Here is a 24,228-nt window from a genome sequence, read left to right as displayed (position 1 = left end):
CCGGTCACGACCAACGGTCGTGACCTACCGGAAGGCGTGGACCGGTAGCGCACGACCGTTGGTCGTGCGGGCCGCGTCAGCGGCGGGCCGCTTCGCTCTTTTCGCGGATGGCACGGAACTCCGAACCTTCTTCCCAGTGCGGCCAACGGCGGCTGTTGGCCAGTTCCATGCCAAGGTCGTACACCAGCAGGGTATCGGCGGCGTGGCCGGCCGGGTCCCAGCTCGGGGTCCAGGCGTCGCAGGCCTGGTGGTAGCAGTCGGCGAAGTACTTGTCGCGCAGCGCGCGGCCGGCTTCGACGCCGCCGTCCAGCTTGTCCAGGCCCGGGCCGATGGTGATCGCCGGCACGCCCAGGCGAGCGAAGGCGAAGTGGTCGGCGCGGTAGAAGAAGCCGGCTTCCAGGTTCGGATCCGGCGAGTAGCTGCGTCCGCGCGCCTTGGCGACACGCTCCAGGTCGCCCTCGAGCGACACGCGGCCCTTGCCCCACGACGCGATGTCACGGGTCGCGCCGTCCGGGCTGAACATCTCGATGTTCAGCACCGCCGCGGTCTTGTCCAGCGGGGCCAGCGGATGCGCGGCGTAGTAGTTCGCGCCGAGCAGGCCCTTTTCCTCGGCGGTGAGCGCGACGAAGTACAGGGTGCGCTGCGGCTGCGGGCCAGCGGCGAACACGCGGCCCAGCTCCAGCACGGTGGCCACGCCGGTAGCATTGTCGATGGCACCGCGGCGGATGCGGTCGCCCTTGGCGTCGGGCTGGCCGATACCGAAGGCATCCCAGTGCGCGGAGAAGATCACGGCTTCATCGCCGTGTTCGCCACCGGGCAGCTTGGCCACCACGTTGCGGGTGATCACCTGCTCACGCTTGAGCTTGAACTGTGCCGACAGCGTGGCATCGCCCAGCGCCACCGGCTGGAAGCTGGCGCTCATCGCCTTGCGCTTCTCGGCCTCGAAATCCAGCCCGGCGTCGCGGAACAGCTGTTCGGCCAGCGCACGCTGCATCCAGCCGCGCAGCGGCACGTGCTGGGCCAGCGCCTGCTCCTGCGGACGTTCGATGTCGAACAGCGGCGAGGTGCCCGAGCTCTTCACCGTGGCCCAGCCATACGCGGCCGGTGCGGTTTCGTGCACGATCAGCACGCCCTGCGCGCCACGGCGGGCGGCCTCTTCAAACTTGTAGGTCCAACGGCCGTAGTAGGTGACCGCCTTACCGTCGAACGCGCCGGGCACTTCCGCTTCGAAGTCGGCATCGTTGATCAGCACCACGGCGATCTTGCCGTGCAGGTCGACGTCCTTGTAGTCGTTCCACTGCCGTTCCGGCGCGTCGATGCCGTAGCCGACGAACACCAGCGGGGCGTCCTTGATGTTCACCTCAGCCTGCGGGCGCAGGCTCTGCAGGGTGACGTCGACGCCGTTGCTGAGGGCCTGGGTCTTACCCTTCTGGCGCAGCTTCGCGGTGACCGGCCCATCGACCTGGGCGCGCACCATCGGCACCGGCTGTACCCAGCTGCCGTCCACGCCGCCCGGCTGCAGGCCCGACGCTTTGAACTGCTCGATCAGGTACTGCACGGTGCGCTCTTCGCCGGGGCTGGCCGGGGCACGGCCTTCGAATTCGTCCGACGCCAGGACGCGCACATGCTGGGACAGCGCCTGCGGATCGATGCCACCGCCGGGAAGATCATTGGCCGCGTAGGCCAGGCCTCCTGCAAACAGGCAGGACGACAGCAGCAGGATGCGCATCGGATTCACGGCAGTACACCAGGCAGAAACGGAATGCCAGAGTGTAACGTGACAACTACATGACGTCGCCACGCAACCGCGCGCCGCGCGCCCGCGCAATCACCGCCGATCCCGATCCAACCAACACGCCAACCCCTGCGCGTTGAGCTCGATATCCATCGCCAGCACCCGCACCACGGCCGCCTCATCCAACCGGCACCCGTGCGCCATCGCGCGCTCCACATACAACTCGGTCAACGCCGCCACCAGGCACCGATGCCGATCCGCACGCCCATCGCACTGCCGACCGATCTCCACCATCGCATCGATCTGCTCAACAAGATCCGCACCCAGCTTGGGAATGTCCCCGACGCGGCCGAAATGGGTGAGGTAAACCGACTGCGGCTGCAGTGCCAACAGACGACCGATGGAATGCTTGAGCGGCTCCGGGTCGAACTGCACGGGTGACGACGTCGGCACCACGAACGCGCCCTGGTCACTGTCGAGTTCGCGATAGGACAGCCCGAACGTATCGCCAGTGAAGGCACTGCGGCTGCGCTCGTCCCACACGCACAGATGGTGGCGGGCATGCCCGGGGGTGTCGATGCACAGCAAGGGACGACCGGCCAGGTCCACGTGGTAGCCGTCTTCGGCAATCACCACGCGTTCGGCCGGCACCGGCAGGATCGGACCATAGCTGCGGGCGATCTCCTCGGCCCCGTAGACCTCGGTCGCTCCGGCAATCAATCGTGCCGGGTCGATCATGTGCGGCGCGCCACGCGGATGCACCACCAGCTGCGCGTTGGGCAGCTGCTGCATCAGCAGGCCCGCGCCACCGGCGTGGTCCAGGTGGACGTGGGTGACGATCAGCCAGTCGACCTGCTCGGGGGTGAAGCCGACCCGGGTGAGCGCGGCGAGCATGGCCGGCACCGACAGCCCGGTGCCGCAGTCGATGAAGGCGGCGCGGCCGGCCTCGGTGATCAGATAGGCAGCACCGAAGTCATCGCGCTGGAACGCGGTGTCGATGGTATGAATGCTGGGGTCGATAGGCATCTGTGCCTCCCTGGCAATGAAACGGGTGGAGCATCGCCCGTGGGTCGATACCGCACAATCTACGCCAAACCGTGGGGTGCCTTCGATTCGGCTTTGGTCGCACGTCGCGCCAGCCAGCTGCCACGCAGCAGTATCGCCAGCACCAGGACGGCGAGGAAGGCTCCGTAGGCATACAGCACGGCCAGCACCTGCCGCCAGATCGGACCGGCGTCGCCCTGGACCACGCCGATGTGGTGGCCCCAGAGCATGGCGATGGCGCTGAGGGCGAAGGCCAGCAGCAGGGTGAGGGTGTCGAAGGCGCGCCGCGCGGAGGTGCGGGGTTCGCGCGGGAACCACCAGAACAGGGCACCCAGCAGGGTGAACCAGGGCAGGAACAGCAACAGAGACAGCCAGGGCATTGCGGTCATCCTGTTGGGGATGACCGGATGATGCCATGGTTGGCGGCCCCACCACCGACCAACGGTCGGTGGCTACCGGATTCCATGCAACGGTAGGTACCGACCGTTGGTCGGCACCCCACGTACATCATGCGTCGCGCAGAACGGCCAGGGCGGCGAGGATCTGATCGACCTCGGCTTCGAGCTTGAACAGCTCGCTCTGCAGCTGGTCGCCCTGCTCGGCCTGCTTGAGCACGGCGATCAGCTGGCCGGCATCGCGCGGGGAATCGAAGCCTTCGCTCTGGATCAGCAGGGTGCCGTCGCTGGCCTGCAGCTTGAAGTAAAAGCGGCCGTCCTTCTCACGGTACTGCTTGAACAGCGGCGGGGCGGCGCGCAGTTCCTGGGCATCGTCAGCGATCGCTTCGCGCGCGGTGGAGAGGTCGCGCAGACCCACGGCGTGGCGCAGTTCCTTCAGCAACGGAATGGCGTACTGCTCGCGCAGCTGCTGGCCACGGCGACGCAGCAGCGCTTCGATCTTCTCCGGCTCGGCCATCAGCGCGTCGTAGCGCTCGCGCAGCGGGGTCAGTTCCTGGTCGATGCGCTCGAACAGCTGCTGCTTGGCATCGCCCCAGCTGATGCCGTCGGCGAAGGCCTGGGCGAACGCGGCGGTCTGCTCCGGGCTGGCGAAGGCCTGGTACATCTGGAACAGCGCCGAGCCTTCGGTGCTCTTGGGTTCGCCCGGCGCGCGCGAGTCGGTGAGGATCGAGAACACCAGCTTCTTCAGCTCCGCGCGCGGCGCGAACAGCGGAATGGTGTTGTGGTAGCTCTTGCTCATCTTGCGGCCGTCCAGGCCGGCCAGGGTGGCGACCTGCTCATCGATCACCACATCAGGCAGCGGGAAGTACTCCTGGCCGTACACGTGGTTGAAGCGCTGGGCGAAGTCGCGCGCCATTTCGATGTGCTGGATCTGGTCGCGGCCCACCGGCACGCGGTTGGCCTTGAAGATCAGGATGTCAGCGGCCATCAGCACCGGGTACATGAACAGCCCGGCGCTGATGCCGGCATCTTCGTCCAGCTGCTCTTCGCGGTTCTTGTCCACCGCCGCCTTGTAGGCATGGGCGCGGTTGAGGATGCCCTTGCTGGCAATCACGGTCAGGAACCACATCAGCTCGGTGGTTTCCGGGATGTCGCTCTGGCGGTAGAACCACACCTTGTCCGGGTCCAGGCCACAGGCCAGCCAGCTGGCGGCAATCTCCAGGGTGGAACGCTGGGTGCGCTCGGGCTCCTGCGCCTTGATCAGGCTGTGCAGGTCGGCCAGGAAGAAGAAGCTTTCGATCTCCGAAGCCTGGCTGGCGGCAATGGCCGGGCGGATGGCACCGACATAGTTGCCCAGGTGGGGCGTGCCGGAGGGGGTGATGCCGGTAAGAACGCGGGTGGTCATGGGGGGAATCATGTCGGACAGGTAAACGCCCCCAGTTTACCTGCCCCGGCGCAACCCCGTTGGCCCGGGTGGCACGTTCAACCCACTACCTTCCCAGCGGATGCGCTGCCATGAAACGCCTGATCCTGCCCCTGCTCGCCACCTTGGCCCTGACCGGCTTCAAGCCTTACCCGCCGGACCCGGGCCGTACTGAACCGGTGCAGCTGAGCATCGTCGACCGCGACCAGGGCAGCGAGCTGCCGTATTACAGCCAGCGTGGCCAGCGCTGGGTTGCCGGCCAGAACGGCCACCCGTACAGCCTGCGCCTGACCAACCGCAGCCCCGGGCGCGTGCTGGTGGTGCTGTCGGTGGACGGACTGAACGTGATCAACGGCGAGGTGGCCTCTCTGGACCAGACCGGCTACGTGCTGGAACCGTGGCAGAGCGCGGACATCACCGGCTGGCGTAAATCCCGACAGGAAGTGGCGCAGTTCGTGTTCACCGACCCGGGCCGCAGCTACGCCAGCCGCACCGGCCGGCCCGACAACATCGGCGTGATCGGCATGGCGGTGTTCAATGAAGCGCCGCAGTTCCGCCCGCCGGTGGCACCGGCAGCGCCGATGGCGCGGCAGCGCGCGCAGGCACCGGCGGCGGAGTCAGCCGACCGCGCCTTGTCGTCAGTCGAGGTAACGGGCTCGGCGGTCGCGTCGGCCCCGGCGCCCGCGCTGGGCACCGGACATGGCGCGCGCGAATCGTCGTATTCGGGAAGCACGGATTTCCGCCGCGCCAGCCGCAACCCGGTGCAGCAGGTGTCGGTCCGCTATGACAGCGAGCGCAACCTGATCGCGCGCGGCATCATGACCCGGCCGCGTCCGGTGGCGGGCGAGCCGCAGGCGTTTCCGGGCCAGTTCGTGCCCGACCCGCCGCCGTACCGCTGGCGTTGATCGGACAGACAGAAGAACGGGCCGCAGTGCGGCCCGTCTCTTCTTCACTTCACGTTGCCGGATCAGACCGGCACCCGATCAGTGGTAATCCGGGTATTCCTTGCGCATGGCTTTCTCGAAGTCACGGACTTCGGTTTCAGCGCGGTCTTTTGCCCAGCCATAACGTTCCTGCAGGCGGCCGGCCAGATATTCTGCATTGCCCTCAGCAACCTTGAAGTCGTCGTCGGTGAGATCGCCCCACTTGGCCTGCGCCTTGCCCTTCAGCTGCGTCCACTTGCCGGAAATGATGTCTTTGTTCATGGGTTGGCATCCTGTTGGAACGGCAATGTCGCCGCAGGTGCAGAGTGCGCAATCGCGTGTTGGCCGACGGTCAAGCGTGAATGAAAACGATGCTCACGTCGTTGAACATGCAGACAGCGGTGTGCAGCGCACATGAAAAAAGCCGGGTTTCCCCGGCTTTTTCCCGATGCGTGCCGGCCAGGGCCAGCACAGTCATCAATTGCCCTTGGCGGCGTCTTCGACCTTTTCGCCGGCCTTCTGCACGTCCTTGCCGGCACCGGCAACGGTGTTGCAGCCGGACAGCACGGCAACCGAGAACATCGACAACAGCATCAGTGCAATAACACGCTTCATGGGCTTCTCCTCAAGGTTCAAAAACGGCACCGCAAATCGGGTCCCACCTGTAAGACGGGCACGGGCCCGCCTTCCTGATCGCGGTGACCTCGCCGCCGTTTCCGGCAGCGCCGCCGCGTGGGTGCAATCTCGCTGTTGGCGCGTGCAATCGATGTGAACAGGCGACCGGCGTTGTTCAGCCGGCCGCAGGGAAGCGCCCAGAATGCGCTCAGTCGCGCATCAGGGTGGACTTGCCGAAGAGGCTTTCGACCAGGTCCACGGCCACTTCCGCGGTGATGTTGCGGGTGTCCAGCAGCGGGTTGAGTTCGACGATATCCAGCGAGCCCATCTGCCCGGTGTCGGCGATCATCTCCATCACCAGCTGGGCTTCGCGGTAGTTCACCCCGCCCATCACCGTGGTGCCCACACCCGGGGCGATGCTGGGGTCGAGGAAATCGACATCGAAGCTCACGTGCAGATGCGTGTTGGCATCCATGCCGGCCAGTGCCGCTTCCACCGTGCGCTTCATGCCCACCTCGTCGATGTAACGCATGTCGTAGACATCGACCTTGTGCTGCTTGATCAGCCGCTTCTCATCCGGATCCACCGAGCGGATGCCGATCTGGTGCACCTGCTGCGGCGAGATCGCCGGCGCGCTGCCACCCAGATGGGTCAATGCTTCGGGGCCCAGCCCGCACAGGCAGGCCACCGGCATGCCGTGCACGTTGCCGGACGGGGTGACCTCGCTGGTGTTGAAGTCCGAGTGTGCATCCAGCCACAGGACCCGCAGATTGCGGCCCTGCTCACGGCACCAGCGCGCCACTGCGGTGATCGAACCAATGCCCAGGCAGTGGTCGCCGCCCAGCATGATCGGCACGCGGCCGTCCTGCAGCTCGGCGTAGGTGGCGTCCATCAGCGCACGGTTCCAGGCCACCACCTCGTCCAGGTGACGGTAGCCCTGCTCGGGGGCGGTCCATGGATTGCGCGGACCGTCCAGGTTGCCGCAGTCGCGCACGTTGACCCCGCGCGCCTCCAGCGCCTGGGCCAACCCGGCAATGCGCAGCGCCTCCGGCCCCAACCCCGCGCCACGATGACCGGCCCCCACGTCGGTGGGCACGCCAATCAGGGACACCGGGGGAAGACGCTTGCTCATGCTGACTCCGAACACGTGAAATTAGTCCCTCAGTCTAGTGATGTGATGCTTTTCACACTCGCGGCGATGCAGCACCGGACGCCTGCGGATGGTGATGAAATAACCACATCCAACGCGCTGCGCCGAACCGTGACGCAGCGTGAAAGCCTTGCGTGTCAACGGTTTGACACTTGAGTGAGAGGAAGTGTGATTTACCTTTCATTAGCCAAGATGACGTCACCTGCGTGATACATTTCGCACTTCTTCGCAGTGCTGATTGACTAACCCGCAACGGGTTGGTCTGTCGTTCGTCGTGTTTAGGGGGCAGTACGTGCAGCGCAGTAACATTCATCAGATCGTTCGCAATGCCAGTGGCGAAAGCCAGCCGGCCCGCCAGCTGTATGACGCCGCCGCCATTGAAGATGCCTTCCGCCAGGCCCGCGAACGCGAGTCCGGCCTGACCCTGCTGATGCTGTCGACCGCCGACGGTCGCGCCGTCGCCGAGGATTCGGCGCTGGGCGTGGACGGTCGCCGCCTCGCCGCGATGGCCAATTCCTTCCTCACCCTGGGCGAGACCGTTTCGCGCGAGCTGGCACTGAGCGAAGCCGACTACGCCACCATCTGCACCAAGCTGGGCAACGTGGTGCTGATCCGCATCAGCGCCGACAAGCCGCTCACCCTCACCGCTGTTGCCAGCCACGACGTCAACATGGCGGTGCTGCTGTTCCATGCGCGCGAATGCGCCGGACGCCTGCACGCCCTGCTGCCGTCACGCGCGGGCTGACCCTTCCCGTATTGTTGTGTCTCACCGGCAGGCTTCTGTCTGCTGCCCCCTGTGTCTGAGCAAAAAGGATTTGTATGCCGAATCATTCGCTTGAAAAGCTGAACTCCCTCGCCGGTTTCGTTGGCGCGGCCCTCGTTGACGGTGACAGCGGCATGGCCCTGGCCATGGCGGGCGGCGGCAACATCAACCTGGAACTGGCTGCGGCCGGCAACACCGAAGTGGTGCGCGCCAAGCGTCGCGTCGCGACCTCGCTGGGTCTGTCTGATTCGATCGAAGACATCCTGATCACGCTGGATACCCAGTACCACCTGATCCGTCCGCTGGAAAGCAATCCGATGCTGTTCCTGTACGTGATCATGGACCGCAGCAAGGCCAACCTGGCGATGTCGCGCCACGAACTGAAGGCCATGGAAAAGACCCTGGACTTCAGCTGATCGCCTGAGGCCCCACGTGTGTGGCACCCGCTTGCGGGTGCTGCGCGCGGGCCGCGCGACCTGTCCCGATGAATACCCCCCTTCGTAGTTTCCGCGTGGCCGCCGCCGGTCTGGATGTGCTGCATCAGACCCGGTTGAAGCTGGCCTGTTCGATGCTGCTGGCTGAGCGCATGGACGTGCAGCTGGTTCCCTGGAGCGGCGATGCCGACCTGCTGGTGATCGGCCTGGACCATGCCGACGCCGCCCGCACGCTCAGCGAAGCGAACGCGTCCAACGTGCCGATGCTGTCGATCGCGCGTCGCTACGCCGACGCCGCTTCCGGCCGCCTGCCGCACGGTGCCACCGTGCGCGACATCAACGAACAGCTGTCGAGCCTGCTGCTCAATGCGCCGGCCGCGGCTGCAGAGCGCCCCTCGCCCGGCGTGCCCAAGCTGCTGCGCCTGGTGCAGATGCCGGCCAGTGCGGACCTGCACCTGCTGCAGCGGGGTGGGATCAGCGCGGCGGTCGACACCACCACGCGCAGCATCGCCCTGCCCGCCTCGCTGTCGCTGGCCGAGCTGATCGCGCAGCTGGATGACACTACGTGGTCGTCGGAAGTCGTTGACGCCGCCACCTTCCAGCACCAGTACACCTACCGCCTGCCGCAGCGGCACTCCTTCGAGGCGCTGTATTTCGCGCTCGCGCGCTACCGTCCGGAGCTGCTGCCGGCACTGGATACGCCACCGACGCTGAAATTGCGGCACTGGCCCGACCTGCATGCCGACGACGTGCCTGCGGACTGGCTGCTGGCGATTGCCAGCCTGCATGCCCGCCCGTGGCAACCCGCCGCGCTGGCTGCGGCTTGCCATCTGCCGCGTAACACGGTGGAATCGATCTTCTGTGCTGCTGTTGCCAGTGGCCTCGCTCTGAACCAGGATGCCGCCGTGCCCAGCCCCACCCGCCGTAAAGACGCCAGCGACTCACGTTTCTTCTCGTGGGTGGCGCGCCGCTTCGGCCTGAACCTGTTCCAAGGGGGTCAGTGATGAGCCTGCCCGCCAACAAGCTGGTGTTCGTCGGCAGCATGGGTGCCGGCAAGACCACCGCGGTGCGTGCGATTTCCGATATCGAGCCGGTCAGCACCGAAATGCCGCTCAGCGGTGACACCGTCGGCGACAAGGTGGAAACCACCGTCGCGCTGGATTACAGCTCGATTGAGCTGGACGACGGTGAACTGCTGCACGTGTACGGCGTGCCCGGCCAGCGCTACCTGGATTTCATGTGGCCGATGGTGTGCGAAGGCGCACTCGGCGTGATCGTGCTGGTCAGCGCCGGTCACCCGGAAGCAGTTGAATCGACCGTGGAGCTGCTGCAGGAGTTCTCGCGGATTGCACCGGAAGCGAGTCTAGCGGTGGGTGTTACGCGTGGAGATGAGTATCCCGCGTTGCAGATTCCCGAGTTCCGCAACGCGCTGTTTGAAGCCGGGCATCGGTTGCCGGTGATGCGCGTGGATGCGCGTTCGGCGACCCAGGTGACGTTCCTGGTGAAGTCGCTGTTGTCGTATCGGTACGCTGAGACGAATTGATCTGGATGACGATGACACGCTTGGCGTGTGTACGTGCACAGGATCATGGCTTTGACACGCATGGCGGTTTACGTGCGCAGGATGATGGCTTTGACACGCATGGCGTGTCACTACGATCCTTGGTCGCGCGGTGTGGGTGGTCGCGCGGTTCGGGTTGTCTGTAGGGACACGCCATGCGTGTCCGCTGCTGCCTGGAATGGTGCCGACACCCGGATTCGAACTGGGGACCTACCGCTTACAAGGCGGTTGCTCTACCAACTGAGCTATGCCGGCACAGGCATGACGCGCGCCGGTTGGCGGCGCGGACCGCGATTCTAACGCAGGCGGGCGCATTCCAGCGAGCGCTGTTGTGCGGCCCCGCTGCGCTGGCGGGCTGCATTGGGGCTGGCTGCGTCAACCAATGTCGCATCTACCCACCATTGGGCGCTGCCATCACCGCCGCTGGCGACCAGCCGGGCGTTGAATCCGGCGGCGCTGAGCGCGGCCATGCGCCGCTCGGCCCCTTCGCGGTTCCGGTATTGGCCCAGGGCGATGGCGTTGGCGTCTTCGCCCTGGCCGAGGATGTAGTAGTCGCTGATCCCGGCGGCGGCAATCCGCTTGACCAGGGCCTGCGCCTCTTCGCGGCTGGCCGAGGGCGGCATCATCACCCGGTAGGTGCTGGCCCCGGCATTGGGCACTTCGCGCAGGCGCGAGCGCTGCAGCAGGTCGCCGGCCTTGCCCTGGGCGGCGATGGCGGTGTCACGGCTGGTGAACGGGCCGAGGCTGAGGCACTGTGCTGGGGCGGGTGCCGGCGCAGCAGGTGTGGGCGCGGCGGCCACAGGCGGTGCCGCCGGGGGCGCAGCCGGGGTGGTGGCGGCCGGTGCGGCGGAGGGTGCCGTCGAAGCAGAGGGTGCGGACGGCGCTGCCGTGGCGTCGGTCAGCGGTGCCGTCGAGGCGGCGTCCGTCGTGGCCGCTGCAGGCGCGGCCGCTGCGGCGGGCGGGGTATCCAGGAACTGCAGGCGGGCCACGCCGGCAGGCGCTTCCACCGGGGCGGGCACGGGTTCGCCGCGCAGCATCCACCACAGCGCGACACCCACATTGAGAATGGCCAGAACGACGATCAGGGCACGGGTCAGCATGCGCTCGATCCTACCGTGCCGCCGGTGGCTGATGCACGGCCCAGCGCGCGAGGCCGTCCAGCACCAGTGCGGGATGGAACTGCGCGTCGGGCAGCAACGGCATCAGTGCCGGTGCGCCACCGCCGTGAATCAGCAGCGCGGGGCGCGTGCCCAGCACTTCGGCCGCGCGTTCGCGACTGCGTTCAATCAGCGCCACGGCGGCACCGTCACAGCCGGACGCCAGCGCGTCGGCGGTGTCGTTGGCGAACTCGCTGTACTGCCCACTGCTGGCGGGCAACTGCACCGCACGCGCGTGCAGGGCTTCGCGCATGGTGGTCGGCGACGCCGCAATGCGTCCGCCGTGGTGCTGGCCATGTCCATCGAGCAGATCGATGGTGAGCGCGGTACCCACCCCCGCTATCACCACCGGTTCGCGGCGGTCGGCAACAGCCAGCAGAGCCAGGTAACGGTCCACGCCGAACTTCGCAGGATCCGCATAGGCGATGCGCAGGCCGGCGAACTCGGCTTCGGTACGGGCCACCCGGACCTGCGCGAAGCGCTGCCCGAGCAGTTCCAGCATGCTGGCGGTCAGCGCCGGTGCGGCCACGCTGGCCACGTAGGCGATGTCACCGGTCGGCAGGTTATCTATCTCCTGCGCTGGCATGGCTTCGGCCCCGTGCGGCCACGCCTGCACGTCGCCGGCGCGCACGCCCTGCAGCGGTGCGAATTTGAAACGGGAATTCCCCAGGTCGAACAACCAGTCGCTCATTGCGCCCTCACGCTGACTTCCCCGGCATGGAACACCCGCTCCACGCCCTCGATGCGCACGCGCAGCGCGCCGTCCTCGGCCAGGCCCAGGGCCTGCCCTTCGTGCCAGGTGCCACCGTCTTCCACCCGCACGGTGCGCCCGGCCAGGCTGTCGAGCGCGGCGTAGCGGGCAAGGAACGGAGCCAACCCATCCTGCTCGAACAGCTCCAGCGCCGGCAGCAGATGTGCCAGCAGCCCGGTGACGACGGCGTTGCGGCTGACCTCACCGCCCATCAGGGTGGTCAGGTCGGTCCACGGCTGGGTGATCTGTGCGGCGAAGGCCGGCGGCATGCGCACATTGATGCCCAGCCCGATCACCGCCCGTGCCGGGCCGGCGAACTCACCGCCGCCCTCCACCAGCAGGCCACCCAGCTTGTGTCCGTTGACCACGATGTCGTTGGGCCACTTCAGGGCCACGTCCTTCACGTCCTGGGCCTGCAACGCCTCGGCCACGGCCACGCCGGCAACCAGGCTCAGCCCGCCCAGGCGCGACAGCCCGCCGGCGAAGCCGCGCAGCACCGACAGATAGATGTGCGCGGCCAGCGGCGAGGCCCATTCGCGGCCCCGGCGGCCGCGACCACTGGTCTGGCGCTCGGCCAGCAGCACGGCCGAGCCGCGCTGCGGCGCGCTGCACCGCAACAATTCGGTGTTGGTGGAGCCGACATTCCAGGCGACCTGCAGGTCGTCCAGCAGGGGAGCCAGCGCAGCCGGCAGCCCGGTGGTGATGGTGGCCGCGTCCAGCAGTTCGACCGGCTGCTGCAGCTGGTAGCCGTCGCCTGCGCGGCCGTCGATCTCGATCCCGGCCGACCTAAGTCCTTGAATTCGCTTCCAAATGGCGGCACGGGTCTGGCCCAGCTCGCGGGCCAGGGCGTCGCCGGACAAGCGCCCGGCACTCAGTTTGGCCAGCAGTTGGCGGTCGTCCACGGCGGTGTCCATCGGAGAAACGGGAAAATTATGCGGGAAAGCGCCGGGCCGCGCCTGCCGGGGGTTCCAAACCGGGACCAGAATCGGGCTAGAATCGAAAATTACCCCCCACCCGCCCCCACCGGATGTCGACGATGCGCCTGTTCGCCCATTGCCTGCTTCTGCTGACGGCCCCGATGGCCGCGCAGGCTTCCGATGCGCTGACCCACCAGGGCCGGGGCGGCTGTGTGTATTCGACGGCCGAGGCCGAGCGCACGACCCCGGCCAACCCGCCGGCCAATAGTGCGCCGTCCAGCAACAAGCCCAGCGTGTCCCCGGCCGGCAGCACCGGCGGCGGTGGCGACGACGACGTGCTGCCGCGCCTGCGTGCGCCGAAGTGGCACAGCTTCCTGCCGGGCATGTTCCGCTGATCCAGTCGTTTCTGCAGTGGTTGCGGCCCGGTCCGCGCCCCATTCCTGATGAGGCTTGGCAACACACCTGCCAGCGCACCGCGTGGTTGCGCGGGTTACCCGATGCCGATCGCGCGCGGCTGCGCGAACTTAGCGCGGCGTTTGTGCATGGCAAGACCGTCACGCCGGTGGGCGGACTGGTGCTACAGGAGCGCGATGCGGTGTTGATTGCGGCCTTGTGCTGCCTGCCCCTGCTGAAGCTGGGCGAGGTCGGCCTGCAGGGCTGGTCGCAGGTGCTGGTATACCCGGAAGGCTTCGTGGTGCCGCAGAGCGAGGTCGACGAAGACGGCGTGCTGCACGAGTGGGAAGAAGATGCCATCGGCCAGGTGTCGCACACCCGGCCGCTGCTGCTGTCCTGGCATGACGTGCAGGCCGAGCTGGCGCACCCACATGAGGGCGCCTGCGTGGTGGTGCATGAGATGGCGCACCGGATCGACATGCTGGACGGCGTGCTGGACGGCACCCCGCCGCTGCCGCGCGACTGGCAGCAGCAATGGGCGGCGGATTTCCAGGCCGCGTTCGATGCGCTGTGCGCGCAGGTGGACGCGGACGAAGAGACGGTGATCGATCCGTACGGGGCGGAAGCGCCGGATGAGTTTTTCGCGGTGGCGACGGAGTATCACTTCTCGGCGCCGGACCTGCTGGCGCAGGAGATGCCGGCGGTGGCCGCGCACCTGCGGCGGTTCTATGGGGAGCCGCCGGCGGTTGGGCTACCGACCAACGGTCGGTAGCTACCGTTGTGGGTCGGTGCCATGGCGGGTCGGTGCCATGGCGGGTCGGTGCCATGGCGGGTCGGGGCCGTGGCGGGTCGGGGCCGTGGCACACCGGTAGGTACCGACCGTTGGTCGGTTCGCCGTGCGCTTTACGGCCCTGGCGGCAACTTCACTTCAAACCGTGCGCCGCCCAGTTCCGGCGAGCGCTTCACCTGCAGTTCGCCGCGGTAGTCCTTGATCAGGTCCTGCACGATCGACAGACCGATGCCATGGCCCTGCACGCGCTCGTCGCCGCGCACACCCCGCTGCAGCACCTTGGCGATATCGTCCGGCGCGATGCCCGGGCCGTCATCGTCCACCGACAGCAGCAGACCGGCACGGCGAACACCCGGCGCGGTGAGCGGCTTGGCGGTCAGCAGCACGCGGCGGTTGGCCCACTTGAAGGCGTTTTCCAGCAGGTTGCCCAGCAGTTCCTGCAGGTCACCCGGCTCGCCGTGGAAACGCGCGGCTTCATCGATATCGAATTCGCACAGCACGCCCTTGCTGGCGTACACCTTCTCCAGCCCGCGCACGATCTCTTCCGCATTGGATTCGATCGGCAGCGGCGCGGAGAACAGCTTGTGCCCCGACGACGCGGCGCGGGCCAGCTGGTAGGACACCAGGTTGTTCATGCGCCGCAGCTGCACGTCGAATTCCTCGCGCAGGTCCTGGTCGTGCGCGCCACTGTCGAGCTGCGTGCGCAATACCGCCAGCGGAGTTTTCAAGCTGTGCGCGAGGTCGGCCAGGGTATTGCGCTGGCGCTCGAGGTTTTCGCGCTCGCTTTCAATCAGCGCGTTGATGCTGTCGGTGAGCGGTTCCAGCTCGCGCGGGTGGCGCTCGCTCATGCGCTCGGTTTCGCCGCGCTGCACCTTGGTCAGCTCGGTGATCACCCGACGCATCGGGCGCAGGCTCCACTGCAGAATGACGGTCTGCAGCAGCAGCAGGATCAACCCCGCACCGCCCATCCAGAACCACACCCGGCCACGGAACACACGCAGCTGCGCACCCAGCGCGCGCGAGTCTTCCATCACGTAGATGGTGTACGGGAATTCAGTGGTGGGGTCGGCGTCGGCGTCCCACACCAGGCCCAGGCCATAGCGGTACACCGAGCCCTCGCTGCCGTCGATCTGGATCATCGGCAGCGGGCCTTCGAAGACCTCCTGGCGCGGTGCCAGGATGCCGCCGCCCACGGTGGGCAGCATCGGGCCTTCGGCGGACATCGAGTTGCCCTTGCCGTCCGGCATCACGACCTGCAGGTACAGGCCACTGCCGGGCACGTCGAAGCGCGGATCCGGTGGCTGTTCGCGGATGTACAGCGAGCGGTCGCGGGTGAAGTCGATGCCGGCCGCATACGCGGTGGCGTAGTTCTTCAACCGCTCGCGCAGATTGGCGCGAGCGGTGTCGGCGAAGGCCGCATCAAGCGCGTAGCCTGCGATGGCCAGGAAGGCCAGCAGGCTCACACTGGCAGCCAGCAGCTGGCGAGCCTGCAGTGAGCGCGGCCGCCAGCGTTTGAAGAACCACAGACGGCCGGACATCATGCAATCGCCAACGTTGGATCTCAGCCTTCGTTGGAGCGCGGAATCGCGAAGCGGTAGCCGCGGCCACGCACGGTTTCAATCGGCTTGAGCTCGCCGTCGGCGTCCAGCTTCTTGCGCAGGCGGCCGATGAACACTTCCAGCACGTTCGAGTCGCGGTCGAAATCCTGCTGATAGATGTGTTCGGTGAGATCGGCCTTGGAGACCAGTTCACCGGCATGCATCATCAGGTATTCCAGCACCTTGTACTCGTAGCTGGTGAGGTCCACGTTGCTGCCATTGACGCTGACCGTCTGTGCGGCAAGGTCCAGTGCAACCGGGCCGCATTCCAGGGTCGGCTTGCTCCAGCCAGCGGCGCGGCGCAGCAGCGCGTTGACGCGGGCGAGGAGTTCTTCGACATGGAACGGCTTGACGAGGTAATCGTCAGCGCCCTGCTTGAGGCCTTCCACCTTGTCCTGCCAGCTGGAGCGGGCGGTGAGGATCAGAACCGGGAACTTCTTGCCTTCGTCACGCAGCGCCTTGATCAGTTCCATGCCCGACATCTTGGGCAGGCCCAGATCGATGATGCCGACGTCGAACGGCACTTCGCGGCCCATGTACAGACCTTCCTCACCGTCCTGCGCAGCATCGACGGCAAAGCCTTCGCGCTTGAGCCGGGCTGCCAGTGTTTCCCGCAGCGGGGCTTCGTCTTCGACCAGAAGGATACGCATGAACTCTCCCTAGTGTCCTGGGTGTGGCCTGGGGCCAGTGGATTTCGTTGTTGACGGCCAACTATCCCTGTTCAGGGGTTATCGCCGCGTAGTGATGACATATCCGACCGGGGCGTGCGGGGCTGTGAACGTGGCTGCGCCGGGTCGTCCATGTAGCGGACGCGGCCCCGGTCATCCATGTATTTCACGCGGTTGATGTCCCGCCCGTCGAACGGCACCCGCTCCGCACCCAGGATGTGGCCGCCGGTGGTGCGCTGGACCCGACGCACGGCGTCGGACAGCGACCGCTCCTGCGGCGCACTACGCGCGGCCCGCATGGCCTCGGCGCGCGCCGGATCCGGCGGTGGCACCTGGGCGCTGGCACTGCCAACAGCAGCGACGGCACCCGTTGCCAGCAGGGCGGCGACAGCAAGGCGGCGGTGGCGGGTCACGAAGAGCATCGGTTCGATCCTAGCGGACGGCGTCAAAACGTTCAAAAGTTGTGAATCGGGAAGTGCGGGCGTTGGGCCAGCGCTTTACGAATCTTTTGCAAATTCTTGGTTTTACGCAGTGAATCCGGTCTGAACTTTTCCGGGTGCCCCGTGGCTACGTTCATCTAAGTGAACCATAGCGGGAAAACGCCAAAAGGATCAAGCGGCGGCCGTGACAGCGGTCACGTTGGTTCAGGTCAGGCCGCGACCCGTTCGGCCTGGGCGCGGGTGATCTCCAGCGCCTGCTCGATCAGGCTCCAGTCCGCACCCGGCCGGTGTGCGCCCTCGCTGAGCACCTGACGGAACGCACGCCCGCCGGGCTGGCCGTGGAACAGGCCGAGCAGGTGGCGGGTGATGTGCTTCAGCGCCAGGCCGCGCTCCAGCTGGGCCTCGATGTACGGGCGCATGGCCCGCAGCAGCGCCTCGCGCGGCTGCAGCGGAGCGCCGGTCTGGGCGGCTTCCAGCTGATGCAGCACGTAGGGGTCGTGATAGGCCGCACGGCCCAGCATCACCCCGTCCAGCGCCGGCAGCTGGGCCTGGCAGGCCTCCACCGTGGCCAGCCCGCCATTGAGCACGATGGGCAGATGCGGGCGGTCGGCCTTGAGCTGGTGCGCCCACTCGTAGCGCAGCGGCGGCACTTCGCGGTTTTCCTTGGGCGACAGGCCCTTCAGCCAGGCATTGCGGGCGTGCACGATGAACATCGCGCTTCCGGCGTTGGCCGACTGATCGACGAAATTCAGGAAATTTTCGTAGCTGTTGTCGTCATCAACACCCAGGCGGCATTTCACCGTGACCGGGATGTCGACTGCCGCGACCATCGCCGCGACGCATTCAGCCACCAGGGTCGGCTCGCGCATCAGGCAGGCCCCGAAGCGTCCGGCCTGGACGCGGTCGGAGGGGCAGCCGCAGTTGAGGTTGACCTCGTCATAGCCCCAGTCCTGGGCGATGCGCGCCGCCTGGGCGAGCAGCTCCGGGTCGCTGCCGCCCAGCTGCAGGGCCAGCGGGTGCTCGCTGCCGTCATAGCCCAGCAGGCGCTCACGGTCGCCGTGGATGACGGCATTGGCGTGGACCATCTCCGTGTAAAGCCGCGCACCCGGGGCCAGCAGCCGGTGGAACACGCGGCAATGGCGGTCCGTCCAATCCATCATGGGGGCGACGGAAAGGCGCAGGGAAGCGGCGTAGCGGTCCGCGGCGGTTGGGACAGGCAGGGTCATGGGCAGGTGGGGCTATTGGGGGGCGGGGTTTGCCCGCGCAATCAATAGTTTACCTGCCCGGGGTGAATGGTGGCTTTTGGGAGGGTGTCTCGTTGCGCCGGGACCTCTGCGGTTGCTGATTTGGTAGCGTCGGTCGACAGACGACGACCGATGACAATGACCACTGCTGGAACGCATGACCATCGAACGGAGACGCGCTTCTGCGTTGATGGTCACTCGTTACCGTGCCGATCACCGCTATCGGCCGTCGTCTTTCGACCGACGCTACCGACGCGGCGATCCGGTTGCGTCATTCGCATTGCTCCTGTGCCTCAATACGCAGCGTGGGAAATCAGCTCCACCGTAGTGCCCTGTCCGTCGCTGAGCGTTCGGGTGCCATTGGCGAACACCCTGCCCTCGATCATCCGGATGCCACTGTCTTCGTCGCCCTTCCACAGGGATAGCTGCACGCCTCCCGTGGCGGGTGCACCCTCGCCCATTGGCGGTTGAGTGGTGGTGACCAGCGTGTACATCGGACCTTCGCGGTTGCTCATGGCCACTGACGCAGGTTTACCGGCAGCTACTTGCAGCACCGGAGCCATGACCTCCTTGTCATGGGCCATCACTCTGAGCGATAGAACGTGCGTGTTCTCTGTACTGACGGCCAGCTCGAGCGCCGCCGCCGGAGCTGCAACGGCGAGAACAAGGCTCGATGCGAGCAGCAGCGTGTGGATGAAGCGGGGCATGCGTCACCTGTGTCATCGGAATGAACGCGAGACTTTAACGATCACCCGCACGAATTGACCTCGGAGAACTCTGATTCTGCGGTGGCGCAACTGCTCTCAACTTCATGCAGCACTCGGATCATGACCGGATCGATGTTGCCTTGGTAGCATCGGTCGACAGACGACGGTCGACAACAACAATCACTGCTGTAACGCATGAACCATTGAACGGAGCGGCACCTCTGCGTTGAGGTTCACTCGTTACCGTTCCGATCACCGTTATCGGCCGTCGTCTGTCGACTGACGCTACCGGCGCAAGGATCGCCGACCACGTGGGTTTCGTTGGTGTCGTGGATATAGCGGATTGCGCCGACCGCCGAATCACCCCCGCCAGTTACGAGGTCAATCTGATTACTGCGCTCTGATCAACAAGTAGCGAAAATCTTCCTTCTCTGGCCCGGGCGGAACGCGTTGCGCGATCCCCATCTTCGGAAGATTGCGCTGCCAGAACGCGCGCGCGGTCTTGTCCTTGCGGAAGGTGGCCAGAAGCCATTCGCCCGTTTCGGGTCGCACTAGTTCCTTGACCACCGCCGCCGCGATGCCCTTGCCTCGATGCTTGGGAAGAACGAACAGATCCGCCAACTCGGGAAGCTCCCCGCCCTCGAACTCGAACACGTCCACCTGGACGAACCCGCAGAGTGCGCCATCGAGCCAGATCAGACGCGTCCAGTCGGGTTCATCCCGTAGCCGGGCCTCGACGTCGGCCAACGCACAGTCGTACAGGCCATCGGGGAGGATCTCTTCATCACTCCAGGCAGAAGCCTCGAAGAAGTAGTACTGCATCAATCGGAAGACCACCTCCGCATCCTGCGTGGAGGCTTTGAAAAGTTTTAGGTTGTCCATGTGATAAGGCTCATTCATATCATCCGTGCTGGCGCTGATCATAGCGGGAAACCGGATGATGATGCCGGTGCGGCTTCAGCGGTAGCGTCGGTCGACAGACGACGGCTCGCAAGGCCGATCACCGCTGTAGCGCATGACCATCCAACAGGGAGGCGCTTCTGCGTTGGAGGTCACTCGCTACCGTGCCGACCACCGCTATCGGTCATCGTCTGTCGACCGACGCTACCAGCACACGGGGAACGGAGAGGGGCCATTCCATGGCAAGGATGCCGCGCGCCACATGACGCGCAGTGTGTCGATTGCGTCATTCGGAATTTTCATTGGGACCTTCGGGTCGGAGAATCGCTTCAGTTGTGGGCGTGAGCCGTTGGGCCTATGGGAGAACTGAAGATGCAGGACGTGTGGACGCAGGATCAGATGATCGAGCGCTTCTGGAGCGCTGCGAACAAGGGTTTGGAAAATGAGGTGATCAAGAACCACTCCATGGACCCGAAGCTGCTGGCGATTCGGCTGGTTGCTGTGCATGCCGCGTCGCAGGCGCTTGGGGTGGAGCTTCCGCCGATCTATCTGTTGCGTAAGGCGGTGCGGCGGTGTCCGACGTTTTTGCGGATTCGGTGGGTTCGGGGGCCGAAGGGGACCAGGGCGGTTAGTTGTTGGATTTTCAAGAAGTAGGTTGGGAAGGGCGTTTTTCGGCGAGCGCCCGGCCAACGCCGGGCGCGGTTTCAGGGGTGCACTACGCGGCAGAGGGCATCTGGCGGATGGGATCGGCGTGTACGTCGGTGAAGTGGATCTGGTGGATCTCGCCGTCGGGGCCGTTGGGCGTCACCTCATCCACCAGGTCGCGTGGGCCGATCAGCGCTACGGTGACCAGGCCGAGGCCGGCTTCCACGATCACGCGTGCGCCCACGCGCATTCCCATGTCGTGCAGCCAGGTGCCGTGCAGCAGGATAAAGGGGACGGGTTGGTTGGAGAGCACCGGTGGCCGCAGCAGGCTGTTGCAGCAGCGGCAGCGCTGGGTCAGGCCGGTTGTTTCTGAGGAGGTTGCGTCACGATCAGGCGCGGATGCGCGGTTCTTGTGCATATGAAATCTCCGTCGTCGATGAAGACCCCTCGCCGTTGCGGCGAGGGGAGGTCGGGAGGTTTACAGCCGTTCGAAACCACACGGTGTGGCGTATTTCCCCCTCACGAGGGTGTTGTATTAACCACCCTCCCGACTCAGGGATGCACAAGCATTATTTGTTTCGAACGGGCTGTAACACCCGGGGCGGACAGTGCGCTCTTCTGCCATGGAATGAAATTGGCATTTGCGACAGGGAGTTGCGCGTAGGCAGTCGCAATCGAGCCATTGTCGCGATTGACACGCAAATTTTGCGATGCGTGTTCCAGAAGTGGAAGAATCAATCGGTCGCAGCACCGCGAGCTGCGCATTGAATCCGCGAAGTCACGTCGAATCAAGATGATGTCTTGATCTGGCGGGCGACGCGATCAACCCGCATGTCCGCATCAGTGCGCAAGGCGCAAGTAACAAGCGATTTCCGTAAAGCATCGGCCGGTGGCGCGTTGCACGCCACCGGCCATTTTCAACGCTTACATCCCGCGCGAGCGGTTCTGTTCCTGCTGCTGGTTCTGGTTCTGATCCTGCTGCTGCGACTGGCTCTGCGTGTCGGCCTGGCGGGTGCTGGCTTCCACGGTCTGCTGGGCGGCCTGGTTGTGCTCCACCAGCGCGCGGCGCGACGCCGGGTCGCCCAGGGTGCCCTGCACTGCGATCACGCCGGTACCGTCCGGACGGGCGACCACGGAGTCGATCTGCTGCATGCCGGCGGCCTTGCTGGACACCACCATCTGCCCGGCGACACGCTCCAGCTGTTCCTTGTCGGCATACAGCGGCTTCAGACCGCCCTGGGCACGCTGCTGTTCCAGGTTCTGCAGCTTGTCCACGGCCTGGTTGTAGCGGCCGTTGTCGGCGTGCGAGGCGTCTCGCATGCTCGGCTCTTTCTGCGCCTTGTTCTTCTCCGCGGTCGCGGCGTCGAGCGCAGTCAGGGTTTTCTCGCCGGCTTTGCCGTCGTCCTTCAGGCCATGGTCGCGCTGGAACTTCTCGACCGCAGCAAGGGTGTCGTTGCCGAAGTAGCCAGTGTTGGACAGCGGCTTGCCATCCTTGCCCTGGTAGCCCAGGCCGGCCAGCTTTTCCTGCAGCGCCTTGACGTCATCACCGCGCTCGGCCTTGGTGAGCATGCCGTCGGCCATGGCACCGTGCGACGGGCCGTCCTTGTGCTGCGGGCCCTGCTTGTGCACGTCGCCGCCCAGCGTGATGCGGTCGTTGAGGATGTCGCCCATGTACTTGCGGAACTGATCCGGTTCCAGCTCGATGTGGGCGTGCACCGCACCCGGGGTGCCGGCGTCGGACTGCTTGATCAGCGGCGCGCCGTATTCCACGAAGTCGCCGGTCTTGTAGGGCGTGGTGCCCTTCTGGCCATGCAGCACCTGCCCCACCAGTTCGCGGTCGGGGTGACCGGCCGGGTGGCTGTAGATGCTGATGGAATTCCACTTGTCCTGGTTGACCTGGACGTAGCCCTCTACCGGATTGGGAACCATCACGCCGCGCCCGCCGGCCTGATTGGTCAGAATCAGGTCCTTGTGCACCAGCGGAATGCCGTTCTTGTCCTCGCGGGTGCGCACGGTCTCCAGTTCGCCTTCCACCATCTCCGAGTGTCGGTCGGCCTTGCTGGCGTTGCCGGTGCGAACCGCCTCGCGGTTGGCGTTGGGATGGTGGATGTGCATCTCGCGGAAGGCGTCCTCACCGGAGGTGCCATGCGGAATGGTGCGGTTGGCCTTGCCGTCTGCACTGCCAAAGGGCTCGACGAGACGGATGCGCTCGCCGCCGGGTGCAGCCGCCGGGGCCGGACCGGCCGGAGCCTGCTCCTGGGCCGGGGTCGCTTGATCGCGGGCGGGCGTCGGCGGCGTTGCCGGGGTCGGCGCAGCAGGTGCGGCCGGCTGCGCCGGTGCCTGCTGAGGGGCCTGGCCATTGATGGCGTCGAGGGTGTTCTTGCCGGCCTTGCCGTCCACCGACAGCCCGTGGTCGCGCTGGAACTCGCGCACGGCATGTTCGGTGTTGGGACCGTAGTGCTTGTCGGCGGTCAGCGGCTGGCCGTCTTTGCCGGTGTAGCCAGCCTGGATCAGCTTGTCCTGCAGCGCGCCCACTTCGTCGCCGCGCTCACCGGGGGTGAGCATGCCGTCGGCCATCGGAGCGGCACGGGTGCGGCCGCGCGACTGCTGCGGCTCGGGTTCACCGAAGGCCTGCTGGTAGTCCTTGCCCTGATACTGCTCCGGGTGCTTGTTCACTTCGTCGTAGCGCGCCAGCCCAACTAACGAGGTCTTCTCGTTGAGGGCACGGTTGGCCAGCGAATCCCACAGGTCCGGCGACTTGGAGAAGTGGGTCTTCACGTTATCGTGCTTGTAGTCCTGCACCGCACGGACGATCTGTTCGTCGCTCAGGTCGGAGAGCTTGTAGTCCTTGCCGTAGGTGGTTTCCAGGCCCTTCTCGAACACCGAGCGGGTAATGCCGCGGTACTGCACCGAAGTGCTCCACAGCGCATCCTGCACTGCGGGGCCACGATCAGACAGGTCGATGCCGATGTCCTTCAGGCGTCCCATCTGCACGTCGTAGTACTTGGTCTGGATGAAGTCGTGCTGGTCCTGCGCGAACTCCTTCGGGTGCTCGGCGGCCACTTCCTTCCAGCGCGCGGTGAACTCGGGCGTGCCGGGCTTCAGGCCGGTGAACTCGTCCTTGTAGCGCGAGGCTGCCACGTATTCCGCAGCGCCGCCGACATTGGTGGCGTACTGATAGCTGCCGTACGAAACACCGCCATGGTCGCCCTTGCCGGTGGACACGTGGCCGGGACCGCGACCGCCGGTTTCGTAGTGGGCCGAGGTGGCACCGCGGTGCCAGTCGTCCATCTTCTGCTTTGCCTGGGTTACAACGTCCATTGCCTACACTCCTTTGCGGGATGAATTACTTCGAGGTGAGCGCCTGCAGCGCGCCAGCGCGGTTGGCGTAGCGGTTGATGCGGCACGACTGCGCGTCCAGCATCTGGCCCTGGCCGTCTTCGTCGGGGTTCCAGGTGCAGTTCTTGTCAGTGTCTTCCATGTAGGCGGCCTGTTCGTCGGCCAGCTTGTCCTTCTCAACGCTGTCCGGACCGTCGGCGATCTTGCCCCACACGGTCTGCAGACGCTTCTCCTGCCACGCGAACTCCTCGTCCTGGCAGGCCTGGATTTCCGGGGTCACGCCCTCGGTGGCCTTGATGCACTTGGCATACTCCGGGCGCAGGGTGGCTTTGTTGTAGGAGTCATCCAGCGCCGCGGGCTGCGCGTCATCGGCCGCGTCGGCGGTGGTCAAGGGAACTTCGGTCGAACCAGCGGCGGGTGCAGCCGGCGATGCTGCTGGGGCGGACGGAGCTGCTGCTGCGGTCTCAGGGGCGGTAGCCGGCACATTCGCGGTTTGCGCTTCGGTATCCGAGGCCTGGCATGCAGCCAGCGCCATCACCAAGGCAAGTACTGCGAATGACCGCTTGATCGGCTGAGCGATGCGACGGTGCTGGTGTGTGTTCGTAATCTGCATTGTCTGGTTCTCCTTGCAGGTGG

General features: G+C 66.0%; 28 protein-coding genes and 1 tRNA gene. 8 read left to right on the top strand and 21 right to left on the bottom strand.

The window, feature by feature from the left end:
- Window positions 1-76: 76 nt before the first annotated feature.
- The 4 genes from PDM29_RS08855 to PDM29_RS08840 form a co-directional block, all read right to left on the bottom strand.
- Window positions 77-1,729, bottom strand: a complete 1,653-nt coding sequence (locus tag PDM29_RS08855) for a M28 family metallopeptidase (RefSeq protein WP_311193751.1) — start codon at window positions 1,727-1,729, stop codon at window positions 77-79.
- A gap of 99 nt (window positions 1,730-1,828) precedes the next feature.
- Window positions 1,829-2,761: an MBL fold metallo-hydrolase gene (locus tag PDM29_RS08850; protein WP_311193470.1), complete on the bottom strand. Its 933-nt coding sequence runs from the start codon at window positions 2,759-2,761 to the stop codon at window positions 1,829-1,831.
- A 59-nt stretch (window positions 2,762-2,820) separates the two neighbouring features.
- Window positions 2,821-3,159: a hypothetical protein gene (locus PDM29_RS08845; protein WP_311193469.1), complete on the bottom strand. Its 339-nt coding sequence runs from the start codon at window positions 3,157-3,159 to the stop codon at window positions 2,821-2,823.
- 127 nt (window positions 3,160-3,286) lie between these two features.
- Window positions 3,287-4,579, bottom strand: a complete 1,293-nt coding sequence (locus tag PDM29_RS08840) for a tryptophan--tRNA ligase (protein WP_311193468.1) — start codon at window positions 4,577-4,579, stop codon at window positions 3,287-3,289.
- Between the two features lie 110 nt (window positions 4,580-4,689).
- Between PDM29_RS08840 and PDM29_RS08835 the strand changes: the two genes are divergently transcribed.
- Complete coding sequence (locus PDM29_RS08835) at window positions 4,690-5,502, top strand: hypothetical protein (protein ID WP_311193467.1); 813 nt, start codon at window positions 4,690-4,692, stop codon at window positions 5,500-5,502.
- Between the two features lie 78 nt (window positions 5,503-5,580).
- Here PDM29_RS08835 and PDM29_RS08830 read toward each other — a convergent pair whose 3' ends face one another.
- The 4 genes from PDM29_RS08830 to rocF form a co-directional block, all read right to left on the bottom strand.
- Window positions 5,581-5,802, bottom strand: coding sequence for a CsbD family protein (locus PDM29_RS08830; RefSeq protein WP_260341728.1), 222 nt, complete (start codon window positions 5,800-5,802; stop codon window positions 5,581-5,583).
- Window positions 5,803-5,872: 70 nt separating this feature from the next.
- On the bottom strand, window positions 5,873-5,998 hold the full coding sequence (locus PDM29_RS08825) for a hypothetical protein (protein WP_311193466.1): 126 nt from the start codon (window positions 5,996-5,998) through the stop codon (window positions 5,873-5,875).
- Window positions 5,998-6,135, bottom strand: a complete 138-nt coding sequence (locus PDM29_RS08820) for an entericidin A/B family lipoprotein (RefSeq protein ID WP_228884571.1) — start codon at window positions 6,133-6,135, stop codon at window positions 5,998-6,000. Before PDM29_RS08820 ends, PDM29_RS08825 begins: the two co-directional genes overlap by 1 nt.
- Before the next feature lie 208 nt (window positions 6,136-6,343).
- On the bottom strand, window positions 6,344-7,267 hold the full coding sequence (rocF, locus tag PDM29_RS08815; RefSeq protein ID WP_282294990.1) for an arginase: 924 nt from the start codon (window positions 7,265-7,267) through the stop codon (window positions 6,344-6,346).
- Between the two features lie 310 nt (window positions 7,268-7,577).
- On the opposite strand from rocF, the gene PDM29_RS08810 reads away from it, so the two are divergent.
- The 4 genes from PDM29_RS08810 (at window position 7,578) to PDM29_RS08795 (ending at window position 10,025) form a co-directional block, all read left to right on the top strand.
- Window positions 7,578-8,030 carry a roadblock/LC7 domain-containing protein gene (locus PDM29_RS08810; protein ID WP_282295010.1) on the top strand — a complete coding sequence of 151 codons (453 nt, stop codon included), beginning with the start codon at window positions 7,578-7,580 and terminating at the stop codon, window positions 8,028-8,030.
- A gap of 74 nt (window positions 8,031-8,104) precedes the next feature.
- Complete coding sequence (locus PDM29_RS08805; protein WP_125359704.1) at window positions 8,105-8,464, top strand: roadblock/LC7 domain-containing protein; 360 nt, start codon at window positions 8,105-8,107, stop codon at window positions 8,462-8,464.
- A 68-nt stretch (window positions 8,465-8,532) separates the two neighbouring features.
- The gene (locus PDM29_RS08800; RefSeq protein WP_311193465.1) at window positions 8,533-9,486 is read left to right on the top strand and encodes a hypothetical protein; all 954 of its coding nucleotides are present in this window, start codon (window positions 8,533-8,535) and stop codon (window positions 9,484-9,486) included.
- Window positions 9,486-10,025, top strand: coding sequence for a GTP-binding protein (locus PDM29_RS08795; RefSeq protein ID WP_311193464.1), 540 nt, complete (start codon window positions 9,486-9,488; stop codon window positions 10,023-10,025). Before PDM29_RS08800 ends, PDM29_RS08795 begins: the two co-directional genes overlap by 1 nt.
- Before the next feature lie 197 nt (window positions 10,026-10,222).
- Here the strand turns inward: PDM29_RS08795 and PDM29_RS08790 are convergent.
- From PDM29_RS08790 to birA, 4 genes are all read right to left on the bottom strand, one after another.
- Window positions 10,223-10,298, bottom strand: a tRNA-Thr gene (locus PDM29_RS08790).
- A 41-nt stretch (window positions 10,299-10,339) separates the two neighbouring features.
- The gene (locus PDM29_RS08785; protein ID WP_311193463.1) at window positions 10,340-11,143 is read right to left on the bottom strand and encodes an SPOR domain-containing protein; all 804 of its coding nucleotides are present in this window, start codon (window positions 11,141-11,143) and stop codon (window positions 10,340-10,342) included.
- Between the two features lie 10 nt (window positions 11,144-11,153).
- Entirely contained in the window at window positions 11,154-11,891 is a 738-nt protein-coding gene (locus PDM29_RS08780) for a type III pantothenate kinase (RefSeq protein ID WP_311193462.1), read from the bottom strand.
- Window positions 11,888-12,937 carry a bifunctional biotin--[acetyl-CoA-carboxylase] ligase/biotin operon repressor BirA gene (gene birA / locus PDM29_RS08775; protein ID WP_425508749.1) on the bottom strand — a complete coding sequence of 350 codons (1,050 nt, stop codon included), beginning with the start codon at window positions 12,935-12,937 and terminating at the stop codon, window positions 11,888-11,890. The genes PDM29_RS08780 and birA overlap by 4 nt, the downstream gene beginning before the upstream one ends.
- A gap of 50 nt (window positions 12,938-12,987) precedes the next feature.
- Between birA and PDM29_RS08770 the strand changes: the two genes are divergently transcribed.
- Together PDM29_RS08770 and PDM29_RS08765 are read left to right on the top strand one after the other, a co-directional pair.
- Complete coding sequence (locus tag PDM29_RS08770) at window positions 12,988-13,263, top strand: hypothetical protein (protein ID WP_311193460.1); 276 nt, start codon at window positions 12,988-12,990, stop codon at window positions 13,261-13,263.
- The gene (locus tag PDM29_RS08765; RefSeq protein WP_311193459.1) at window positions 13,230-14,033 is read left to right on the top strand and encodes a M90 family metallopeptidase; all 804 of its coding nucleotides are present in this window, start codon (window positions 13,230-13,232) and stop codon (window positions 14,031-14,033) included. Before PDM29_RS08770 ends, PDM29_RS08765 begins: the two co-directional genes overlap by 34 nt.
- A gap of 131 nt (window positions 14,034-14,164) precedes the next feature.
- Here the strand turns inward: PDM29_RS08765 and PDM29_RS08760 are convergent, their stop codons facing one another.
- The 6 genes from PDM29_RS08760 to PDM29_RS08735 form a co-directional block, all read right to left on the bottom strand.
- Window positions 14,165-15,589 (bottom strand): ATP-binding protein, encoded by a 1,425-nt coding sequence (locus PDM29_RS08760; RefSeq protein ID WP_311193750.1) that lies wholly within the window; start codon window positions 15,587-15,589, stop codon window positions 14,165-14,167.
- A gap of 23 nt (window positions 15,590-15,612) precedes the next feature.
- Window positions 15,613-16,299, bottom strand: coding sequence for a response regulator transcription factor (locus tag PDM29_RS08755; RefSeq protein WP_311193458.1), 687 nt, complete (start codon window positions 16,297-16,299; stop codon window positions 15,613-15,615).
- 71 nt (window positions 16,300-16,370) lie between these two features.
- Entirely contained in the window at window positions 16,371-16,739 is a 369-nt protein-coding gene (locus PDM29_RS08750) for a hypothetical protein (RefSeq protein ID WP_311193457.1), read from the bottom strand.
- Window positions 16,740-16,966: 227 nt separating this feature from the next.
- Window positions 16,967-17,983, bottom strand: coding sequence for a tRNA dihydrouridine(20/20a) synthase DusA (gene dusA / locus PDM29_RS08745; RefSeq protein WP_311193456.1), 1,017 nt, complete (start codon window positions 17,981-17,983; stop codon window positions 16,967-16,969).
- A gap of 311 nt (window positions 17,984-18,294) precedes the next feature.
- Window positions 18,295-18,708, bottom strand: coding sequence for a hypothetical protein (locus tag PDM29_RS08740; protein WP_311193455.1), 414 nt, complete (start codon window positions 18,706-18,708; stop codon window positions 18,295-18,297).
- A gap of 390 nt (window positions 18,709-19,098) precedes the next feature.
- Window positions 19,099-19,632 carry a GNAT family N-acetyltransferase gene (locus PDM29_RS08735; RefSeq protein ID WP_311193454.1) on the bottom strand — a complete coding sequence of 178 codons (534 nt, stop codon included), beginning with the start codon at window positions 19,630-19,632 and terminating at the stop codon, window positions 19,099-19,101.
- Window positions 19,633-19,965: 333 nt separating this feature from the next.
- On the opposite strand from PDM29_RS08735, the gene PDM29_RS08730 reads away from it, so the two are divergent.
- The gene (locus PDM29_RS08730; protein WP_311193453.1) at window positions 19,966-20,262 is read left to right on the top strand and encodes a hypothetical protein; all 297 of its coding nucleotides are present in this window, start codon (window positions 19,966-19,968) and stop codon (window positions 20,260-20,262) included.
- 61 nt (window positions 20,263-20,323) lie between these two features.
- Here PDM29_RS08730 and PDM29_RS08725 read toward each other — a convergent pair whose 3' ends face one another.
- From PDM29_RS08725 to PDM29_RS08715, 3 genes are all read right to left on the bottom strand, one after another.
- Window positions 20,324-20,671 (bottom strand): hypothetical protein, encoded by a 348-nt coding sequence (locus PDM29_RS08725; protein ID WP_311193452.1) that lies wholly within the window; start codon window positions 20,669-20,671, stop codon window positions 20,324-20,326.
- A gap of 506 nt (window positions 20,672-21,177) precedes the next feature.
- Window positions 21,178-23,574: a VgrG-related protein gene (locus PDM29_RS08720; protein WP_311193451.1), complete on the bottom strand. Its 2,397-nt coding sequence runs from the start codon at window positions 23,572-23,574 to the stop codon at window positions 21,178-21,180.
- A gap of 25 nt (window positions 23,575-23,599) precedes the next feature.
- The gene (locus PDM29_RS08715; RefSeq protein ID WP_311193450.1) at window positions 23,600-24,205 is read right to left on the bottom strand and encodes a lysozyme inhibitor LprI family protein; all 606 of its coding nucleotides are present in this window, start codon (window positions 24,203-24,205) and stop codon (window positions 23,600-23,602) included.
- Window positions 24,206-24,228 lie beyond the last annotated feature (23 nt).

Origin of the sequence: Stenotrophomonas oahuensis, assembly GCF_031834595.1 — a bacterium.
In the GTDB taxonomy this organism is placed as follows: Bacteria; Pseudomonadota; Gammaproteobacteria; order Xanthomonadales; family Xanthomonadaceae; genus Stenotrophomonas; species Stenotrophomonas oahuensis.
This window is presented reverse-complemented; position numbering and strand designations above follow the sequence as displayed.